This is a genomic window from Algoriphagus hitonicola (genome assembly GCF_900113375.1).
Classification (GTDB): domain Bacteria; phylum Bacteroidota; class Bacteroidia; order Cytophagales; family Cyclobacteriaceae; genus Algoriphagus; species Algoriphagus hitonicola.
Window position 1 is genome coordinate 191758 of record NZ_FOPC01000004.1, and the last position, 19778, is coordinate 211535.

Below are 19778 nucleotides of genomic sequence, written 5' to 3' on the forward strand. Positions count from 1 at the left end.
TATCAAATACGAATCGTAATTTTACCCAATGAAGTACTTACTAAGAATTTCTTTTGTTCTGTTGATTTTTTGCTGGGGATGCGAAAACTCCTATTTGCCTAAACCAAAGGGATATAATCGAATCGATCTTCCTGAGCATCAGTTCCAGAAGCTATCAAAAGATTTTCCATATACATTTGAATTTTCCGAACACAGCCTCATCGAGCAAGACTCCTTTAATCCAGAAGAAGAATATTGGATCAATCTCAACTATCAGGATTTTGGGGCCAAAGTTCATTTGACCTATAAGGCAATTGATGGAGATAAAGTCGATTTCAAAACGCTAGCTACTGATGCTTTTAAGCTGACTTCCCAGCATCAGGTAAAAGCCTATGGAATCGAAGAAGCCGTTATGGCTACGCCAAATGGCTACACCGGAGTGGTAGCTGAGCTCACAGGAGAGGTTCCGACTCAGTTTCAGTTTTTTGTAACTGATTCCACACATCATTTTCTACGTGGTGCGCTGTATTTTAATACGGCGATGAAAAATGACTCCCTCGCGCCAGTGATCGAATACATCAAGGTGGACATGGCCCACCTGATGAACTCGGTCAAATTTGAAAATTAACGGATATTTTTCCAGGATTTTATGATAATTACTCCACCCACAAGAGCGACAAGAGTGGAGATTATTCCGCCGAGAACTTCTCCGTAAATCCAAAATCCCGTAGCAAATAAAGCCGCATAAACCATAATCGATCCCACCAGCATCAATCCGATTTCTTTTGGGAGTCGGCCAATAGTTTGTTTTTCTTCTGGGTAGCGATCGAGGACTTTTTTCCAGCCATAGGCTGCAGGATAGACTTTTCGGTAGAAGCTCAAGAGCACTTCATCTTTTTCGGGCTGAGTCAAAAAGGTAACCAAAAGCCATCCTACAGTAGTAATGGAAACTGAATAAACCAGCTTCAAATATGCTTGATTTTCCGGGATAAGAATCCAGTTGACTTTGGGATTGATTACCTCAAAGAAAATCGCGACCACAAAGGAAATCGCCATCGCGGAGATTTCGGTATAGGCATTGATCCTCCACCAAAACCAACGAAGGATGAAAATCAACCCGGTTCCAGCACCGATTTGGAGCAAAATATTAAAGGCATCCAAAGCAGATGAAAGGGCCAAGGCCAAAATAGCCGAAAGCACCATCAGTCCCACGGTGGAGATTCTACCGACAGCGACCAATTCTTTGTCGCTTGCCTCAGGCTTGACAAAGCGCAGGTAAAAATCATTGACAATGTAAGAGGAACCCCAGTTTAAATGCGTCGAAAGCGTGGACATCACTGCGGCAATCAAAGAGGCCAAAACAATTCCAATCAATCCTGTCGGCAAGTAGGTCAGCATCGCAGAGTAAGCCAAATCATCTCCTAATTTATCTAGTGGGATCTGTGGGAAAGCCGCCTGCATATCCGAGATATTGGGGAAAACGACCAAGGAAGCCAAAGCAATCAAAATCCACGGCCAAGGTCGCAAAGCATAATGCGCAATGTTGAAAAACAAGGTAGCACCCACGGCATTTCGCTCATCCTTCGCAGAAAGCATTCGCTGTGCTATGTATCCCCCACCACCTGGCTCAGCGCCGGGATACCAAGTGGCCCACCATTGGATGGCTATGGGAAGAATAAATAAAGGCACGTAAACATTTGGGTCTTGAAAATCCGGAACAAAATCCAGTTTGTCTACCACATTAGCATGCGTGAGAAGATTGTTTAATGATCCGATTTCAGGTAGATCCAGAATAAAATAGGCGGCTCCAAAAGAACCAATCATCGCAATAAAAAACTGAAAGAAATCAGTCAATAAAACGCCTTTTAATCCACCCAAAGAGCTATAAACAACCGTGACTACCGAAGCAATCAAAAGCGTCTCAACGGGACTTAGCCCGAGCATTACCCCTCCGATTTTGATCGCGGCGAGTGATACGGTCGCCATGATGACCACGTTGAAAAACACACCTAAATAAATGGCTCTAAAACCCCGTAAAAAAGCAGCTCCCTTTCCTGAGTAGCGCAATTCATAAAACTCCAAATCCGTCGTCACTTCGGATCTTCTCCAGAGTTTGGCATAAACAAAAACCGTAAGCATCCCCGTCAACAAAAATGCCCACCAAGCCCAGTTTCCAGCTACGCCGTTTTTCCGAACAATATCAGTTACCAAGTTGGGTGTATCAGCAGAAAACGTCGTCGCAACCATAGAAACTCCCAAAAGCCACCAAGGCATATTTCTTCCTGAAAGAAAAAATTCCTTGGCCGATGAGCCGGCTTTTTTAGAGGAGAATAATCCAATCAATAAAGAGATGACAAAAAAGGCAGCAATTATCGCCCAATCAATGGCAGTGACATTCATAGGTTTTGGGTTAATTTGAAGCCGCCAATTAACAAAATTTTGGCTAAATGTCTTTTAACTTTTATAATAATTTTCAAAAACAGTTTCCGGTTTCGGTTTCTTCTTTCATTTTTGTCTGCAAATGGATTTTTCAATCCCCTTTTCGAATCGATTTCTAATTTTGCATATGGATCAGTCTCTTCAGCGCCTAGTTTCCTATTCCTACGATTTGGGTTCATTTACCTTTGAACCACTTGGAGAGGGATTGATTCATGACACGTTTCTTCTCAATTCCCCCAAAGGAAAATTTGTCCTTCAGGGCTTCAATACTTCTGTTTTTAGATTTCCTGACAGAATTGCTTCCAATCTTTCCCATTTAAAATCAGATCTCGACGGAAAAGCCTTGCCTTTTATTCTTCCCCTTCCAAAAAGCACACAGGAAGGCAATGAAATTTTAAGGTTTGAGGATAAACTTTATCGGCTTTTTGATTTTGTGGAAGGAGTGACCGTTCAAGAAACGAGTGATCCAACTTTAGCATTTATTGCCGCTGAAGCCTATGGAGCTTTTGCGCAAGCTACCGCCGAAAATGATCTAAGCCACTATCAAGAAACCATACCGGATTTTCACCGACTGGATTGTCGATTTGAGCAGCTTCAACAGGCTGCTGAATCCAAAGAAAGCTGGACTGAGGAAGAAGAAAACATCTTGCGGTTTTACCTCAGTCAGGAGCCTTTGATCGAAAAATACAAACAAGAAACGCAATCGTTTCCCCTTAGAGTCACCCATAATGACACCAAAATCAACAATTTGATTTTTTCTGAAAAGCTGCATCAGGTGGCCGCGCTCATTGATTTGGATACCGTGATGGCGGGATACCTCATGTATGATTTTGGGGATTTGGTGCGTACGGTGGCCTGTAGTCGCTCGGAAACCCAAACCGATTGGGAAAACCTCCAGTTAAATTCTGAGATTTTTGAAGCGCTATTAAAAGGCTATATCAGCGGTTTAGGTCAAGAAGTCAATGCTGAAGAACTCGAGTCTTTACTTTTCGGAGGTGAGGTGATGACGGCTCTGATGGGGCTTCGATTTTTTACGGATCATGTTTTGGGAAATATTTACTATCGAGTTCACTATCCGGAGCAAAATCTCCATCGCGCAAAAAATCAGATGATTCTGCTTCGCGATCAGCAACAAAAACGCAATCAACTTCGAGATATCTGGGAAAAAATAGTTCCTACCCGACAATAAGTGTCCAAAGTCTAGTAAGTTTTTGCCTCCTGAAGTAAATTGCCTGTTGCAAACCTGAATCACCTTGCCCGGATTTTTCGACACTAGAATAGAATTTCTTAAAGGAGTAGGACCACAAAAAGCGGATCTGCTCAACAAAGAACTGTCCATTTTTACCTACGGTGATTTGCTTCAGCATTATCCCTTTCGCTACGAAGACCGGAGCAAATTTTACAAAATCAGGCAACTTCACTCCGAGCTCGAAAATGTACAAGTCATCGCCCGAATTCAGAAAGTAGAACTGATCGGAATGGGGAATAAAAAACGATTGGTCGCCCACGTAGCCGATGAAACAGGGGAGATGGAAATGACCTGGTTCAAAGGAATTCAGTGGGTTCAGAAGAAATTACCGACAGGAGCAGTCTATATTTTTCTTGGAAAACCTGCCCTTTTTGGAAGAAAATGGAGCATTGCCCATCCGGAAATGGAGCCCTTGACGCAGTCTTCAGAAAAACGAAACAGTTTTCAGCCAGTCTATTCGACGACCGAAAAACTCCGAGCGCGCTTTTTGGATTCTAAGGGCATCTCCAAGATTATGGAGCAGCTTGTTCAGGTGAGTTATACCCAGATTCAGGAGTCGCTTCCCGAGGAAATTTTAGCAGCCTATCAGCTCATCGGAAAGCGGGAGGCAGTAAGGCAAATTCACTTTCCAACCGAACCTGCCTTGCTTCAAAATGCCCGAAAACGGCTCAAATTCGAAGAATTTTTCTTTCTACAATTACGATTGCTCATGATGAAAGTCGCCCGTATCGACAAGTATCGGGGACAAGTTTTGGACAATACGCAGCTGCTGACGGATTTTTATCAAAACCACATCCCATTCGAACTCACGGGGGCACAAAAACGGGTCATTCGAGAAGCCTATCAGGATATGAAATCCGGTAAGCAGATGAACCGATTGATCCAAGGCGATGTGGGGAGCGGAAAGACGATGGTAGCCTTTATCTGCACATTAATCGCCATCAGTTCCGGGGCACAAGCCTGTTTGATGGCTCCAACGGAAATTTTGGCGAACCAACATTATGAGGGATTAAAAGAATATGCTGATCTGATGGGGCTGAAAATAGCCTTGTTGACAGGGTCGGTAAAGAAGTCCAGCAGAAAAATTATCCATGAGGAATTGCTTTCCGGCGAACTCAAAATTTTGATCGGAACGCATGCCCTTTTGGAAGATGTGGTGCAGTTCAAGAATCTAGGATTGGCCATTGTGGACGAGCAGCATCGTTTTGGAGTGGCTCAGCGGGCAAAGCTTTGGGCAAAAAATGAAGAGTTTTATCCTCATGTATTGGTGATGACGGCTACGCCGATTCCACGGACTTTGGCAATGACGCTTTACGGAGATTTGGATGTATCGGTCATCGATGAATTGCCCGCAGGAAGAAAACCCATTCAAACAGTCCATCGCTATGACAAGGATCGGCTTAAGGTTTTTGGCTTTTTGAAAAAAGAAATAGAAAAAGGCCGGCAAGTCTATGTGGTGTATCCGCTGATCGAAGAGTCCGAAACGCTAGACTTGAAAAATGTCATGGATGGATATGAAAGTATCACACGGGCTTTTCCGGAATATCCGATCAGTATTGTTTACGGTTCGCAAAAATCCCAGGACAAGGACTTTGAAATGCAACGCTTTGTAAAGGGTGAAACCAAAATCATGGTAGCCACGACAGTCATTGAAGTAGGTGTGAATGTCCCCAATGCCTCCGTGATGGTGATCGAAAACGCAGAGCGGTTTGGGCTGTCTCAGTTACATCAGCTGCGGGGTCGAGTGGGTCGGGGAGCAGAGCAAAGCTATTGTATTCTGATGAGCAAATACGAGCTTTCGAAGGATTCCAGGGTTCGATTGGAGACCATGGTCCGAACCAATGATGGATTTGAGATTGCCGATGTGGATCTCCGGCTAAGAGGACCGGGCGATCTGATGGGAACACAGCAAAGCGGAATTACTGATTTGCTGATCGCGGATCTGAGCAAGGATGCTCCGATTTTGACCTTGGCAAGAGATGCCGCCCAGCAGGTTTTGGCTGAGGATTCTACTTTGAGCTTACCCAAAAATCAACCCATTCTTCGTCAAGTCAAAAGCCAAAAGAAAACCGCGGTGAATTGGAGTCGGATTTCGTGAGGGTTTGAGGAGGTTTAAAAAAGGAAGGTGGTATTTCTATGGTCCAAGTCTGAAGAACCAATTCTCCCGGGGGCAATGGTATTTCCATGGTCCAAGTCGGGAGACTTGAACCAAACCAATTCTCACGTTGGCGTCGAGATAGGTTTCTTATCCTCCTGTGGTGAAAAAACTATTTCTTCGCAAGATTCCGAAAAACCTCCAAATACTGCTCGGTCACATAATCCCAGTTGTACTTTTGAGTGAGCCCTGAACGCGCGGTTTTTCTGAGTTGATCTAAGGCTTCTGGCTTTGCTTCTGCTTTTTCGACGAGGAGTTTCACCGCATCGGTGTTTTTTTCGAAATACCAGCCGTGCTTTCCGCTTTGTAGCATTTCCTGGTTGAAAGGCGTGTCCAAAGCCAAAATCGCACAGCCGTAGCCCAGCGCTTTCAGCATGGCGGGATTGGTTCCCCCAAACTCATGTCCATGAAAATAGCCGTAACAGTGCGAATACAAAGCCGCCAACTCATTCGGGTCGGTCACATATCCGGTAAACAATAAACGGGGATCTTGAATTTTTTTCAGGGAATTGGCCCAGGGATCCGAAAATGGCACATCTCCAACCACAACTAGTGTCTTTTCTGAATTGGTTTTTAAAAATCCCTCGATAATCAAATCGGCATTATTATCCGGAACTAGTCGCCCCACAATCAAATAATACCCTCTGCTCTTCAGGTTCCATTTTTTCAGCAGTTCGGGTCCCACATTTTCTTTAGGATTGGCACCATAGGCGATCACTTTAGAATCTTTATTGAAAAGATCCAGATATACCCTTCGCATTTCATCCGAATCATTGATGATTTGATCATAGAATTTGGTAGCCATTTTAGAAGCCCAGAAGAAATACTTTGCTCCCAAACCTTTCCATTTAGGCCGAAGCCATTCCAATCCGTCCACATTGATGGCGGTGGGTTTTCTGAAGATTTTCGAAATCAAACCAAAAGGTCCGTTTCCGGAATTGACTACAAAAATCACGTCAACATCCGACAAACAGGCATGAATCATGGAGAAAAACGTGTGCGTCAGTTGAGTCAGACTTTTGGACTCGATCGCCGGGGTATAAATGCATTCGATACCATTGACAAAGCGGGGTTTATCTGAAAAAAGCGCCCGATGATTGTACACCCGTACCTGAACTCCATGTTGGACCAAGCGCTCCCCGAGTTCTTTGATCATGGTATCATACCCCCCGTACACGTAGGGATAGCCTTTGGCACCCATGATGGCTACTTTCAGTTTTTTCTCAGTTGCTGCCATAGGTGATTTTGTATTTTTTCTTTGAATGCTTCCAAGCTAAATTCCGCTAACACACGATTTCTGCCCTTTTCACCCATACTCTCCCGAAGCTGTTCATCAAGGATCAATTTTTCTAACCCATTCACTCCGGATTCCACATCTCCGATAGGGATCAAAAAACCGGTTTCGCCAGAAATTACCATTTCGGAAGCACCTCCGGATTGAGTGGCCACGATGGGTTTTCCCGCTGCCATTGCCTCTAAAATCACGGTAGGAAATGAGTCAGGCAAAATGGACGGAAGCACAAAAATATCCAATGAAGCCATCACTTCCGGAATATCCCTTCGGAATCCCAAATAACTTATTCTCGCCTCTAATTTATTGTTTCTTATCTCTTTCCTTATTTTTTCCAAAATCGACTCGTAACCGGGATAGGGATCTCCAACCAATACAAAATGAAGGTTTTGATGCGCCGAAAGTAATTTTTCGGCTAGTTGTAAGAAAAAGACTTGACCTTTACCAGGGTTGATTCGGCCGATCATGCCGATCAACAAGGTCTTTTCTGCCAAATTTAATTCCATTTTCAGGGGTGCTTTGGCACTTAAAAAGGTATCGTAAGCTAGCCCGTTATGGATGACCTTTACTTGGGATATTTTTAGCCGTCTTTGCCAATGATTCGCTACCGCTTGAGAAACTGCAATGGGCTGAGGCGTGCTTTGATCCAGCAAATAAACCAGAAATCGAAGGAGAATTTTAGGTCCAGGAATAATCTCGTGGATATGCCAGCTGTGGGGAATTTGATTTCTTTTGGCCCAAAAAGCCCCAACCGTCACCGCAAGTGTATTCGAATACACTACATCGAACTGATGCCTTTGATGCAGTCGGTCAAAAAAACGATATGCCTGTAAAATTCTCTTGAGTCGGTTGAAAAGCCCGAGAGAGGTAAAATATTTTCTTCGGAGAATTCCGAGATTTTTGATCTGAACTTCCACACCCAATTCCTCCAGTTTTTTTACCAAAGGCCCAGAATGAGGAAGGATTACAAGAATTTCTATCCTTTGCTGACGAAAGACACTTAGGGTCTCCAAAAAAATTCGGGAGCTTCCATAAAGGTCGGCACCGGAGTGTAAAGCCAGAATTTTCACTTCTCCGCAGTCTTTGGGTTTAGGATCAACTGATAAAAGCCATCAATAAATTTCTTGGCCGAAAAGTCCTCCGAGCGTTCCTTTCCTTTTTGGATTAGATTTTTTCTGAGCTTCTCATCCTGATCCAACAAGATCAGTTTTTGGGTCAAATCTTCCAGACTGCCTGTCTGAAAGGGAAGACCGGCCTCGCCAGCCACTTCTAGAAGCGCAGGTTGATTGGAGTGAATTACCGGCACCCCAAAACCCATCGATTCTAAAATCGGGATACCGAATCCTTCATTCTCAGAGGGGAAAACATAGGCAAAAGCCTTTTCATAAAGTGCCTTGACTTCCGCGTCCTTGAGATAGCCGGTCACCAGGACTTTCCCTTGCAGGCCGAGTTTTTCTACCAGTTTAAGTACACTGGGAAAGTCATTCATCTGCTTGCTTTGGCCCGGACCTCCGGCAAGAACCAGCTTTTTATTGGATTGGGTTCGCTGTAAATAACCCCAAAATGCCTGAACCAAAAGCGGGATATTTTTCCGTCGGTCAAAGGTCCCAATGTGGATAAAGTATTCGGAAGGCTGCAGCTCGAGTTTCTTCAAAAATTGAGGATCTGCTGCATTTTTCAATCCTTTTGGGGCTTGATAAATCGCCGTAATCGGCCATTCTGTGCTTAAATACTTCAAAAGTGAATTTTTGGAATACTCGGTGGTAGTGATGATATGGGTTTTTTCCTTCAATCCCTTTTTAATAAGATTGATGAAATATTTTCGCCACCAAGCCGGATAGTTTTGAGGGATCTGCCAGAAAAATGCATCATGAATGACTGTCAGCCTACGACAAGTCAAGGAAGCGGCAGGAGAGACAAAATCCGGGCAAATGAGCACATCCACGCCGTGTTTTTTGACCAAATCCGGAAGCTGGAATTCTTTCCATCGAAAATAATCCATATGGTAATTAAGCCGCTGCAGTTTGGATTGGGGCTGCTTGAATTTTTCATCCTTGACCTGCTCCTCAGGTTCGTGGGTAAAAATCCAATGAACCTCCGGATGGGGATATTTTCGGGCAGCTTTGGCGAGCTCGACCATGTAAGTTTTGATCCCGGTAGTGGCGACATTGAGGTATTGCAGATCGAGGAGAACTTTCAAAAGATTGTTGTTTTGGGGAAGAGTGCTAACTAACCGTGGTTAAAATTGTGCCAAAATGCCTTTTCAGAGAATTGATATCCAATTTGGCGGTTTGGAGTGGGAGTACCAAATTTAGCAGAATCAACTATTTGATAGTTTCTGATTAGTTAGTAGGCAAAAGGATTGAACTTTGTGGCATTTAGGCTGATTTGAGCAAAGTAACATCCACGAACTTTTGGATTAAGGGAAATATAGAATGGGAGAAAATTTGTAATTTTAAGCAAATCACAAAGAAAATGGGGACTTTAGAATTAAACTCTGACTTATATAAAATTCTGGATAGAATTGAAAATGAAGAGCTACTCCAGGCTGTTTATGATTTTCTTAAATTAAAAGAAAATGCTCCCAAAGGCCTGATTTGGAAAACCTTATCTGAGGAAGAAAAGAAAGAGGTTTATTTGTCTTTGGAGGAATCTGAAGATGATCAGAACTTAATCGACTGGGAATCCATAAAGAAAAAATAATGAACCGAATTTTCTTAACTCCAAGAGCAAGAAGGAATTTTGAAAATATCGTAGAGTTTATCAAAAAAAATGGGGAGACGGCGTAGCCCAAACGTTTATAGTCAAGGTAGATGACATCTTTAATCTCCTCAAAAACTTTCCTCAACTGGGGCAAGTGGAAGAAAAGGAAATTAGAGGTTTCCAAATTACGCCGCAGACACGAATTCTTTATCGGTTAAAAGGCGATAAAATTATTATCCTTTCATTTTTCGATGTGAGACAAAGTCCCAAGAAAAAGGGCATTTAATTTTATTTTTACTGATTATCCGCAATTATACCAGTAGACATATTTTCTTTGCTTAAGCGGCTGGATGCTTCGACTTTGCTCAGCACAGGAGACCGATGACCGATGACCCAGCCTCGGCTGGCAGGCGAAGTTTGCTTAAATTGAACTTCAACCCTCATTTTGGTCCGTGCACAATTCTTACTCGTAAGAAAGCGGATATACATATTATTTTTTGAGGTTTTTATAATTTCAAAATGTTCAGTACCTCTTAAAATAAAACCCCGCCTGATCGCCCTTTTTTAACTGATTCAGCTGTTCTGCCTTTTTTTCAAAATCGTCCAGTTCCAGCTTCGAAAAGTGTTTTTCTGGATTGGAATTTAAAGAAAGTCCTTTTTTATAGCCTTCAGTAGCCCAAAACTGACTCCCTGTACTGTCAAAAACCACTTTTTCCAGTTTCAATCCATGACGGGTTCCCAAGATTTTCATTCCCTTGACACTGGGAATAAACAGGTGCCTAGGTGCATCCAATTGAAACCAAAATTCCCGCTCCATTTTCCAAACAACTCCATCTGTCACCGGAAGCCGGATCAGGAGTTTCCCATCAGGATTTAAAAGCTTCACTAACTGCTCAATCGCTGCATTTGGATCAGCAAGGTGCTCAAAACTATGATGAAGCATCACTACATCAAAGGTCCCTTCAATTTGCTCCAGCGCTTTTTTGGAAATTGTTAAGCCACGCCGCTGAGTTTCCTGTTGAATGTAGGGATCAAAACCATGGAGATTTTTAAATCCTGAGTAAGCCAACATAGTAAAAAGCTTGCTGAAGGATTATTTGTATATTTGACAAAAAGTTGAAGACAATGGACTTACAAACTAGAAAACTGAAACTAATTCAAAGATTTTTAAAAATTGATAGTGAGGATATTCTTATTCAGCTGGAAGAAATTCTGAAAATAAGGAAGAAAAGTCAAGACACAAAAGCAATTGATCCAATGTCAATCGAAGAATTCAATTCGCGAATTGATCGATCGATGGAGGATTCTAAAAATGGTAGATTAGTCGAAGACAGCGAGTTAAAATCAAACATAGAAAAATGGAATTAAGTATTTTTTGAACTGATTTTGCCATTACTCAACTTGAAACAATTTTTCAATATTATAAAGAAAAAGCAAATCCCCGGATTGCTAAAAAGCTGGTAAATGGAATTATTCGTGAATGCCAAATGCTTAAAAAAAACCCAAAAATAGGTCGAATTGAAGAATTATTGAAAGAACGAAAAGAACGCTTTAGATTCTTGATCTACAAAAATTATAAATTGATCTATTGGATAAATAAGAAAGAAAATAGGATTGAAATAGTGGATGTTTTTGATACTAGACAAAACCCAATAAAAATTTCACGCGGAAAATAATCAAGGACTTTATTTCCTAAAATAAAACCCCGCCTGATCGCCCTTTTGTAACTGATTCAGCTGTTCTGCCTTTTTTTTGAAATCGCTCAGTTCTTGCTTCGAAAAGTGTTTTTCCGGGTCGGTATTTAGCGGAAGACCCAGTTTATAAAGTTCGGTAGCCCAAAACTGACTTGCAGTACTATCGAAGATTACTTTTTCCAGTTTCAGCCCATGCCGGTGACCCAAGATTTCCATTCCTTTGACACTGGGGATAAACAGGTGCCTAGGTGCATCCAATTGAAACCAAAATTCCCGCTCCATTTTCCAAACCACACCATCTGTCACCGGAAGCCGGATCAGGAGTTTCCCATCAGGATTTAAAAGCTTCACTAACTGTTCAATCGCTGCATTTGGATCAGCAAGGTGCTCAAAACTATGGTGAAGCATCACTACATCAAAGGTCCCTTCAATTTGCTCCAGGGGTTTTTTAGAAATTGTTAATCCTCGCCGCTGAGTTTCATGTTGAATGTAAGGATCAAAACCATAAAGATTTTTAAATCCTGAGTAAGCCAATTGATGTAAAACAATTCCAGCCCCACAGCCAATATCTGCAATGCGCTCGTTTTCCCAAAGACCCAAGTTTTTGATCCAGTCAAAATATTCAGGACCGCTTTGAATCAATCTTTTTTTAAACAGTCGATAACGCAGTCTTTTCAGCAATTTCTTAAAGGCGGAATCTTCGTGAATTTCCTGAAAGGCATAGTAATCCTGAGGGTAAAATCGTCCCAAATCTGCAGGTATTTCTGCAATCCAAACCGATTGGCACTTTTGACATTCATAATAGTCAAATTGCTCACCCAAACCATACATCCGCTCTGTCCCGATAAAGGATTTTTTTTGATCAGAAATGCAGGCTGGACAAGAGGAGGGCATAAAAGAGGGTGATTTTTAAAATTCAGAATTGCAAATCATAGTCCAAAGGTATTTGTTCACTATGAAAAATTTTATCATTACGATTTTTGAATTTTAATTTTAGAAAATTCATTCACACTAAAGCCTACCATCCACCAAGTCACCCAGGAAACATAGGTATAAATCTCCACATTGGCGGTAAACAGTGGAAGTAGTAGCCCAAATTTGACGGTTCCGGCCACAAAGGCCAAGCGAGCCACAGCAGTATTTTGACTCGATTTGAATACCCGGATGGATAAGAGTATACCCGAAAATAAAGTGGCTATATAGAGCATCATTCCCAACCAACCCAGCTGCACGCCATAGATCAGGAACTGATTTTCGCCACCAACCCGCAGGTCTTCACTGACACTACCAAAATTACCACTCATCGCCAGCCCGATTCCCTGTGGATTGGCAATCATCGAATCCAAAGCCAAAAACCACTCCACCACATGCCCCACGCTGGACGTATCGGCCAGGGTAATCGTGTCTATCACAAAATAATAGAAATCCTCCGATGCGAAATAAACCAGGTAAAACACAAATGCGAGGAAAGCGGCGATTCCTACTCCGATCAAGCGATAAAGCCCAAATACCAAGGCAATAAAGAATAGCATTACAAAAAAGGCCGCGAAAGAGGCTCGCGAAGAGGCAAAGATCAAACTGCCCATACAGCAAAGCATAACCAACAAATAGGACCAGGATGTTTCCTTCCGCTGAGTTAGAAACCAGATCAATCCTGCTGAGAAACCCATCAAGACCGAACTCGCCAGCTCCAGCGGATCAGAAAAAAAACTTCCTAATCGCTTCATGGCATTGGTGGACTCGAAGGTCCAAGTCAGTCCATAATTCCCCTCCGGCTCGATATCATTCACGTGGAGATTGAACAAGGCATAACCGGTAAACTGCTGTAGATGGGCATTTAGAATAAAATGCTCAATCAGATTAACCAAAAATGCTCCGATCGCCACGATAAAAATGATCTTAAATAACCGCTGGATTTCTTCCGAATCAAAACTCGTGTTTCTTCCCAGAAAATAGACCAATCCGGGCATGAGCATGCTTTTATAGTACAGCGCCTTATTGAGAAAGGAAGCTTGACCGATCGGTAAAATCAAAAAGAGAAAAGCCAGACTCAAAAAGGCCAACAAAAAGTAATCGGTGCTTTGAAGCCGAAAAGGATAGTCAAAAGGCTTTCGCTGAAAGATCAGCCATGAAATTAAAGCCAGGAGAATGATGATTTCCTTGCTGGATTGAAATATGCCGACCACTAAGCCGGATTGCGTGCCCTGATAAACCAAGCTCAAACTTGTGATATAAACAGGAAGAAAAGCCGCCAAAAAGTAAATAAAATACGCCCAGTTTCCTTTGAAAATCAGCTGCTGAACTGTCCAAAGAAATCCGGCTCCTACTGCCAACGCAACCAATATAAAAGCAATCAAGGCCATTTTGGACTGGGGTTAAGTTCAGTATTGAGCCCATCTTTGATTCCTTTTGCCACAGCTTTCAGTTTTTGAAACCGGCCTCGAATCAAAAAATAAATCATCCAAAATGAAAAACGACCCAAGTGATATCCAAATGCCGGAAATGGAAACCGATGGGTTGACCTAATCAAGAAAAGCTGATTGCGTACATGGAAATAAAAAACCCGTGGACTCAAGGTGCCTTCAGCATGTTTTTTCTTTGAAGAAGCCCCTGCTTCGTGATAGATTTTGGCCTGACTGGCCAAGTGAATTTCCCAGCTTTTTGCGCGAAAGCGAAGTGACCATTCCACATCTTCAAAATACGCAAAATACTGCTCCTGAAGCAGTCCAGCATCTAGAATCGCTTCTCGCCGGATTAGCATACAGCAGCCAGTTGCCCAGTCTATTTCTTTATCAGAAAGGGAATAGTTTTCAAGTAATTTCCGATCTCCCAGCGTAATGGCACGACTGAGGTGAGGCTCCCATTTGCCTCCGGCACTCCAGATTTTGTTTGGATTTTCCAGAAAGCAAATCACCGGTTGTACCACGCCGATTTGCTCCGATTCCTTCATTTTGAGTACCATTTTTCCCAAAAACTCAGGTTCGACTACCGTGTCATTATTGAGTAGCATGATATGAGAAAACCCCATTTCCAGCGCTTTTCGAATACCTACATTATTTCCACCAGAAAATCCCAAGTTTTCCTGGTTTTGTATGAGGATAATCTCTGGAAAATCAACTTTTAAATTTTCACCTTCGTTTTCCTCTGAGGCATTATCAACTACGATCACCCGAAAACTTGGAAAATCCACTTTCTGCAGCGATTGGAGACAAGCACGCGTAAACTTGAGCCCGTTCCAATTGACCAGAATAATGGCGACCGATATGTCAGGAGTAAAAGCCACGGAGTAAATCTCTTTTGCGTGTATATAATAAAATCAGGCAAATCAAAAATACCATCAATTCGGTCGAAAGAATACCGATACAAAGCCCAACTCCCCCCAAAGATGCGGTCAGAAAAGTAGATGCGATAATCATGTAAGCACACATCATCCAGCTGGCCCGAAACAGGAGCTGCTTGAGATCAGCTACCAATAGTAAGGTGACATTTCCCACATTGAGACAAGCTAAGAAAGGAACCACTGACAAAAGCTGTAAGAACAAGACAGATTCTTCCAATTCACTACGCGAAAGCACCCGAATGATCCAAGGTGCAAGCAAAAAGGTTGAGCCAGAAATCAGGGCACCTACCAAAAGCACCCGACGATAGACTCGTTTCAAAAAGAGGAAAAATGACACCCGGTCATCATGATAAAGTTTGGCCGAATTTGGAAAAATAGCCTGTATAATCAAGGCAGGAAAGAGACGAATGACCATGACAATCCGCTCGGCAAGACTGTACATTCCGAGGATTTCTCCCGAATAGAAAAAACTCAAAATAATCAAGCCCCCGTTGATCGAAATATGGCTAGCCAGATTACTGAAAAAGAGCAAGACATTATTTTTGATACTTAGCCAAATCGCCGAAAACTCAGGTCGATAAAATCGGATCTCCAGAAAAGAATGAATATATCCCAGTAAGAGCAGATTAATCCCCAAACCGAAAAAACCCATCATAAAATTGACCCATTTGCTTTCTTCCGGACTGTGGATAAATAACACGATTCCCATCAGGAAAAGCAGTTTGGAAAAGATATTGGCGATGGAGATCAGCTTCATTTTTTCCATTCCTTGAAAAAACCAGAGCGGCAAAGTGGCTTCCGAAAAGAGCAAAAGCACAGAAAACACCAAGATCATCTGGTATTCTTTGAATAGATCAAAGCCAAAAACTCCGACCAAAACCAATATGCTGGCAAGCAGAGCTAGCAGCATTTTTCCAGAGAAGACATTGGATACCAAATGGGAAAGTGCATCCTTGTCCTCTTGATTGACCGCCACTTCACGCGGCGCACTCAGGTTGTATCCAAATCCTACTAAAATATTGAGCAAAACAATCACCGACAGCGCCAAATTGACCAAACCAAACTGATCCACTCCGATGTTCTGAATGAGCAAAGGCATGGAGATGATCGAAATCAGCACATTGGAAGACTGAATCACAGCCAGAAATAAAAAATTCTGGATGGACTTGTTTCGGATGTAATTTCCGAAGGGTAGCAGCTGATTGAGTTTTTCAAACATGGCAGCTTATGGTTTAGCTTTCCTGCACATGTTTTCGGTACAATCGGCGGAAATAAAGATAGAAAATGACAAAAATCAGGGTAATAAATGCTCCCAAAACCATGCCTTTGACCAGTCGGATTTCGGTACGCTTGAGTGGATATCTCGGGGAATCGATGATTTGAATTAGGGGGGAATTATTGCGGTGATTCACTTTGGCAATTTCCAGGTTTTTGACGACTTCTTCATATACTGCTCCTGTCGCTTGGACATCGATTTGCCGTTTTCGGCTTTCGATCGTCGCCCGCGTTCGCAATGGGTTGGCATTGGGAACCTGATCCGTAGCCGCGGCATATTCCCCTATACTTTCATCCAGAATTTTGCGCACGGAATCAGCCTGAGATTGGAGAATAGATAGGTTTTCTCCCGTTTTTTTGGTTTTTGTTTCGTAGTAAAAGGTGTTAACTTTTCCGACCAGTGTTTCATTAAACACTTTGGCAAATTTTTCGTCTTTGGAAGAAATACTCACTTGAATAATGCTGAGTTTTCGGTCGGGTTTGCTGACGGATAATTGTTTTTCCCGAATGAGCTTGGCGACTTCTTTGACTACTGAATCTTGGGCAACGGAAAAAGTCTCCCTCGGAATGGAAAAATCCATGGCTGGAATGTCCACTTTGGAAGCCCATTTTTTATCCAACTTTTCGAAGCTCACAAAGCGATCAATCAACAGGGCATTATCATCAAATGAACTTAACAAGGTCTCCCCGAGCATTCGATCCGACTTATACAGCTCCATAATATTATCTCCCTGAAACAGGCCACTCGTACTCCCAAGTGAACCGATATTGACGCCAACCAGCGAAGCAAGTCCTGACATTTGCCCGATGCTGCTTCCGTCTCCTTCTTCCAAAACAAATGATGTTTCGGCATGAAAAACCGGTTTTTTGAAAATCGAAACCAAAGCACCGAGTACAATCCCCAAGGCAAGGGAAATCAACAAAATTTTCCATTTCAGGCGGAAATATCCTTCCCATTCTTTCACGTTGAGAATGACTTCACGCAGGGTCCATTGATTTTCCGAAAAGTGCTGCTTTCCCGTCATGGTTGGTTCCAGTTGATTTGCGATAGCACCAAGGCTAAAGTAGCCAATCCCGTACTCACACCGACCACATCACCGAGGCGAAGCGGGATTTTGGGTCCCTTGGTCGGGACAATAACCTCCGCTCCGGGCTCTACGGGAGGATAATTTCTGATTCCCAAAAATCCAGTAGTTCGCTTGACTGCCCCATTGGCGTAAACCACATAAGTTTGTTTTCGGTTGGCTCTCCGCTCAAAACCACCCGCACGATTAATGTAATGTTTGAGGGATCTGCCACTTTCGTGTCTTAAAGTCGTCGGATAGACTACATCTCCCCGCATTCGGATCGTTTGTAGAAGTTTGGGTACGGATAGGATATCACCTTCTTCGAGAAGAAGGTCATTTTCCGAACCGGGATTTTTGAGAATTTCTTCCAAATCAATGGCTACTGCCTCAGTTTCTCTGATTTTCACTGCAAAGCCGGGCGTTTCGGCAGCAATTTGATCCAAGGATTCTTTTTTGGTCTGCGAAAGCTGATAGGCAGAATCGGAGACATCTTCGGGTAAATCCTTAAATAAACGCTGTAATAGTTCCTCTTGAGCTTCAGAATTATTGGGATCAGCCAAAAGCTGAAGGCGAAGTGCTTCCAGATTTCGTTGACGTCGAATCTCCTCTGATTCGGTATTGTAAAATTCCGTTCTTCGAATCAAAGTCGCTCCTTTTGCATAGGCAAATCGATTGAGTCCTCCGGCTCGATTAACCAGATCTGAGATTCGTTCGGAAGCGGATTCGATGGAAAAAATCCCCGGCGAATTTACCTGACCTTCGACAGAAACGAGTTTTTGCATGGTAAAGCTCGCCCGCTTTCGCACGATCACCTGATCAAACGGCAGGATAATTTCTGAATTTTCAGAAGGTGCCAGATTTGAATTAACTTGAACAGGAATGATATCCGAAAGCGTACCCAGCTCCACATCTTCTACTCTTCGGGCGATTTCGATATCATTGGGATTGGCGGATTCCTGCAAACCTCCCGCAGAAATCAGTAGGTCCTCCACCGTCATGGATTCTGAGTAGGGATAAACGCCTGGCCGCTTTACCTCACCCAACACCTGAACGTAGCGCTCATTTTGGATATCATAAATGCTGGAAATCCGAATCACATCTTCGCGCTGAAGCGGAATGTCCTGGGCCGTACCGGCCAAAATTTCTTTTAGATTGACCTGAATGAATTCTGTACTCAGGTCGGTTTTTGTTCTCAAAATACTCGCTTGCTCAGTGTAAGCATCTCCTCGAAGACCCTCGGCATTTTCGATCAATTTCCCCAAAGTCAGTCCTTCGCTGAGCGCAAAAGTCCCTTCCCGGTAAACGGCCCCTTTGATTTGTACCCGGTTGCTGAAGCGATCCAAAATTTTACCCACGGTGATTTCGTCTCCCCCCTTGAGGATAAACATTCCAAACTGATTTTTGTACACATCAGAAACGGATCGCTGATTACCGGTCACTCTCGAGATAGCTACCCGATCCTGAAAAGCCAAGTCGGTAAATCCACCGGCGTAGTCCAACAGATTTTCGAAAGTATCTTCCTCATTAATCTCAAAGGTAAGCGGTCGCTTGACTTCGCCTTTCACCTTAACCCGAGAAATAAAAGGACTGACCAAAACCACATCTTGGTCCTGAAGCTGAATATCTAAGTTGGCTTGACCATTGATCAGCAGATTGTACACATCGACGGTAGCGATCTGTTTATTGTCCCGCATGATTTTGATTTCCCGCATGGTTCCATTTTCATTGGGTCCGCCTGCGGCGTAAAGTGCATTGAAAACGGTCGAAAAAGCACTCAAGGTAAATGTACCCGGCAGTCGGACTTCCCCGAGAATATGAACTTTAATGGTACGGACGTTTCCCAGAGTTACTTGAAGAAAAGTCGAAGGATTGCTACCCGATAAACCGGGGTAATATTGAGCCACACGATTTCTAATGATTCCTGTAGCTTCTTCGATGGTTTTTCCTGAAACTGAAATGGGACCGATATTATCCAAAAGAACAAAGCCATCCGGATTCACGGCAGCCTCATAATACTGCTCGGATTGGCCATAAATATCCACGTAGACGACATCGCCGGGCCCGAGGACATAATTTTTTGGTGTGGCTTGATTGAGACTGGGCTCGAAACTCAGCCGACGGTTTCTTTGATAAAAAAGATTAGAGCCAAAGATCTCACTATCGGTAGCCTCATCCATGGATTCCTGAGGCTGAATCAGGCCGCGGGTAATCTCATTGATATCCATTTGTTGTCGGGGATCTCTGCGGGAAGCATTGGTGGATCGGGTACTTGCTCCACTTCCATCGAGTTCCTGAAGGCGATCCCGTAGTTTTTCGACCTCAACAGCAGGCATGCCGCGGAGTTGGGCCATTTGGAGAAATTCTGACGTGCTGAGTCCTGCTTCATTGGCGCGGCTGACCAACTCCTCGATCTGATCATCGCTCAGTTCATCCACTTTGATGGTGGTGATATCGATATTTTGTTGTGCTTGGGAGATGACAGGAATTCCCATCAAAAGAATCAAAAGCAGGGGCAAAAAATACCAAAGTCGTTTTTGTAAAGTCATAAGCGAAAGCTATCCCGGGTGAATTTCCAACAAATATGCG

The 19778-nt window shown here is 43.1% G+C and carries 18 protein-coding genes and 1 pseudogene; 7 read left to right on the forward strand and 12 right to left on the reverse strand.

All coding sequences use genetic code 11. The features are described 5' to 3' along the window. Positions 1-28: 28 nt before the first annotated feature. Positions 29-607, forward strand: a complete 579-nt coding sequence (gene gldD, locus BM043_RS07195; protein WP_092790244.1) for a gliding motility lipoprotein GldD — start codon at positions 29-31, stop codon at positions 605-607. On the opposite strand, the gene BM043_RS07200 is transcribed toward gldD, so the two are convergent. Next, the gene (locus BM043_RS07200) at positions 604-2379 is read right to left on the reverse strand and encodes a sodium:solute symporter family protein (RefSeq protein WP_092790246.1); all 1776 of its coding nucleotides are present in this window, start codon (positions 2377-2379) and stop codon (positions 604-606) included. The two genes, gldD and BM043_RS07200, sit on opposite strands and share 4 nt — an antisense overlap. Positions 2380-2545: 166 nt before the next feature. On the opposite strand from BM043_RS07200, the gene BM043_RS07205 reads away from it, so the two are divergent. Both BM043_RS07205 and recG read left to right on the forward strand, forming a co-directional pair. Further along, positions 2546-3607 carry a phosphotransferase enzyme family protein gene (locus tag BM043_RS07205; RefSeq protein ID WP_177188434.1) on the forward strand — a complete coding sequence of 354 codons (1062 nt, stop codon included), beginning with the start codon at positions 2546-2548 and terminating at the stop codon, positions 3605-3607. 64 nt (positions 3608-3671) lie between these two features. Further along, the gene (recG, locus tag BM043_RS07210) at positions 3672-5765 is read left to right on the forward strand and encodes an ATP-dependent DNA helicase RecG (RefSeq protein WP_092790249.1); all 2094 of its coding nucleotides are present in this window, start codon (positions 3672-3674) and stop codon (positions 5763-5765) included. 169 nt (positions 5766-5934) lie between these two features. Here recG and BM043_RS07215 read toward each other — a convergent pair whose 3' ends face one another. From BM043_RS07215 to BM043_RS07225, 3 genes are read right to left on the reverse strand one after another with little or no spacing between them, the layout of a single operon-like run. Beyond that, positions 5935-7059, reverse strand: coding sequence for a DUF1972 domain-containing protein (locus tag BM043_RS07215; protein ID WP_092790251.1), 1125 nt, complete (start codon positions 7057-7059; stop codon positions 5935-5937). Further along, positions 7035-8183 carry a glycosyltransferase family 4 protein gene (locus tag BM043_RS07220; protein WP_092790253.1) on the reverse strand — a complete coding sequence of 383 codons (1149 nt, stop codon included), beginning with the start codon at positions 8181-8183 and terminating at the stop codon, positions 7035-7037. Before BM043_RS07220 ends, BM043_RS07215 begins: the two co-directional genes overlap by 25 nt. Further along, a complete protein-coding gene (locus tag BM043_RS07225) occupies positions 8180-9313 on the reverse strand; it encodes a glycosyltransferase family 4 protein (protein ID WP_092790255.1) in 1134 nt (377 codons plus the stop codon). The genes BM043_RS07220 and BM043_RS07225 overlap by 4 nt, the downstream gene beginning before the upstream one ends. A 275-nt stretch (positions 9314-9588) precedes the next feature. Here BM043_RS07225 and BM043_RS07230 point away from each other — a divergent pair, with 275 nt between their 5' ends. Both BM043_RS07230 and BM043_RS19855 read left to right on the forward strand, forming a co-directional pair. Next, positions 9589-9816, forward strand: a complete 228-nt coding sequence (locus BM043_RS07230; protein WP_092790257.1) for a hypothetical protein — start codon at positions 9589-9591, stop codon at positions 9814-9816. A gap of 70 nt (positions 9817-9886) precedes the next feature. Then, a pseudogene (locus tag BM043_RS19855) lies at positions 9887-10102 on the forward strand (type II toxin-antitoxin system RelE/ParE family toxin); the annotation flags it as partial. An 8-nt stretch (positions 10103-10110) separates the two neighbouring features. Here BM043_RS19855 and BM043_RS07240 read toward each other — a convergent pair. Together BM043_RS07240 and BM043_RS07245 are read right to left on the reverse strand one after the other, a co-directional pair. Beyond that, entirely contained in the window at positions 10111-10305 is a 195-nt protein-coding gene (locus tag BM043_RS07240; RefSeq protein ID WP_092790262.1) for a hypothetical protein, read from the reverse strand. A 34-nt stretch (positions 10306-10339) separates the two neighbouring features. Further along, positions 10340-10888: a class I SAM-dependent methyltransferase gene (locus tag BM043_RS07245; RefSeq protein ID WP_092790264.1), complete on the reverse strand. Its 549-nt coding sequence runs from the start codon at positions 10886-10888 to the stop codon at positions 10340-10342. A 53-nt stretch (positions 10889-10941) separates the two neighbouring features. Here BM043_RS07245 and BM043_RS07250 point away from each other — a divergent pair, with 53 nt between their 5' ends. Then, entirely contained in the window at positions 10942-11184 is a 243-nt protein-coding gene (locus BM043_RS07250; RefSeq protein WP_092790266.1) for a hypothetical protein, read from the forward strand. A gap of 23 nt (positions 11185-11207) precedes the next feature. Beyond that, positions 11208-11492: a type II toxin-antitoxin system RelE/ParE family toxin gene (locus BM043_RS07255; RefSeq protein WP_262481163.1), complete on the forward strand. Its 285-nt coding sequence runs from the start codon at positions 11208-11210 to the stop codon at positions 11490-11492. A gap of 9 nt (positions 11493-11501) precedes the next feature. Here BM043_RS07255 and BM043_RS07260 read toward each other — a convergent pair whose 3' ends face one another. The 6 genes from BM043_RS07260 to BM043_RS07285 form a co-directional block, all read right to left on the reverse strand. Further along, complete coding sequence (locus BM043_RS07260) at positions 11502-12404, reverse strand: class I SAM-dependent methyltransferase (protein WP_092790268.1); 903 nt, start codon at positions 12402-12404, stop codon at positions 11502-11504. Positions 12405-12481: 77 nt separating this feature from the next. Next, positions 12482-13873, reverse strand: a complete 1392-nt coding sequence (locus tag BM043_RS07265; protein WP_092790271.1) for an O-antigen ligase family protein — start codon at positions 13871-13873, stop codon at positions 12482-12484. Then, on the reverse strand, positions 13864-14793 hold the full coding sequence (locus BM043_RS07270; RefSeq protein ID WP_092790273.1) for a glycosyltransferase family 2 protein: 930 nt from the start codon (positions 14791-14793) through the stop codon (positions 13864-13866). Before BM043_RS07270 ends, BM043_RS07265 begins: the two co-directional genes overlap by 10 nt. Further along, entirely contained in the window at positions 14777-16069 is a 1293-nt protein-coding gene (locus BM043_RS07275) for an oligosaccharide flippase family protein (protein WP_092790275.1), read from the reverse strand. The genes BM043_RS07270 and BM043_RS07275 overlap by 17 nt, the downstream gene beginning before the upstream one ends. Positions 16070-16082: 13 nt before the next feature. Further along, positions 16083-17150, reverse strand: coding sequence for a GumC domain-containing protein (locus BM043_RS07280; RefSeq protein WP_092790277.1), 1068 nt, complete (start codon positions 17148-17150; stop codon positions 16083-16085). Then, positions 17147-19738 (reverse strand): SLBB domain-containing protein, encoded by a 2592-nt coding sequence (locus tag BM043_RS07285; protein WP_092790279.1) that lies wholly within the window; start codon positions 19736-19738, stop codon positions 17147-17149. The genes BM043_RS07280 and BM043_RS07285 overlap by 4 nt, the downstream gene beginning before the upstream one ends. Between the last annotated feature and the right edge of the window lie 40 nt (positions 19739-19778).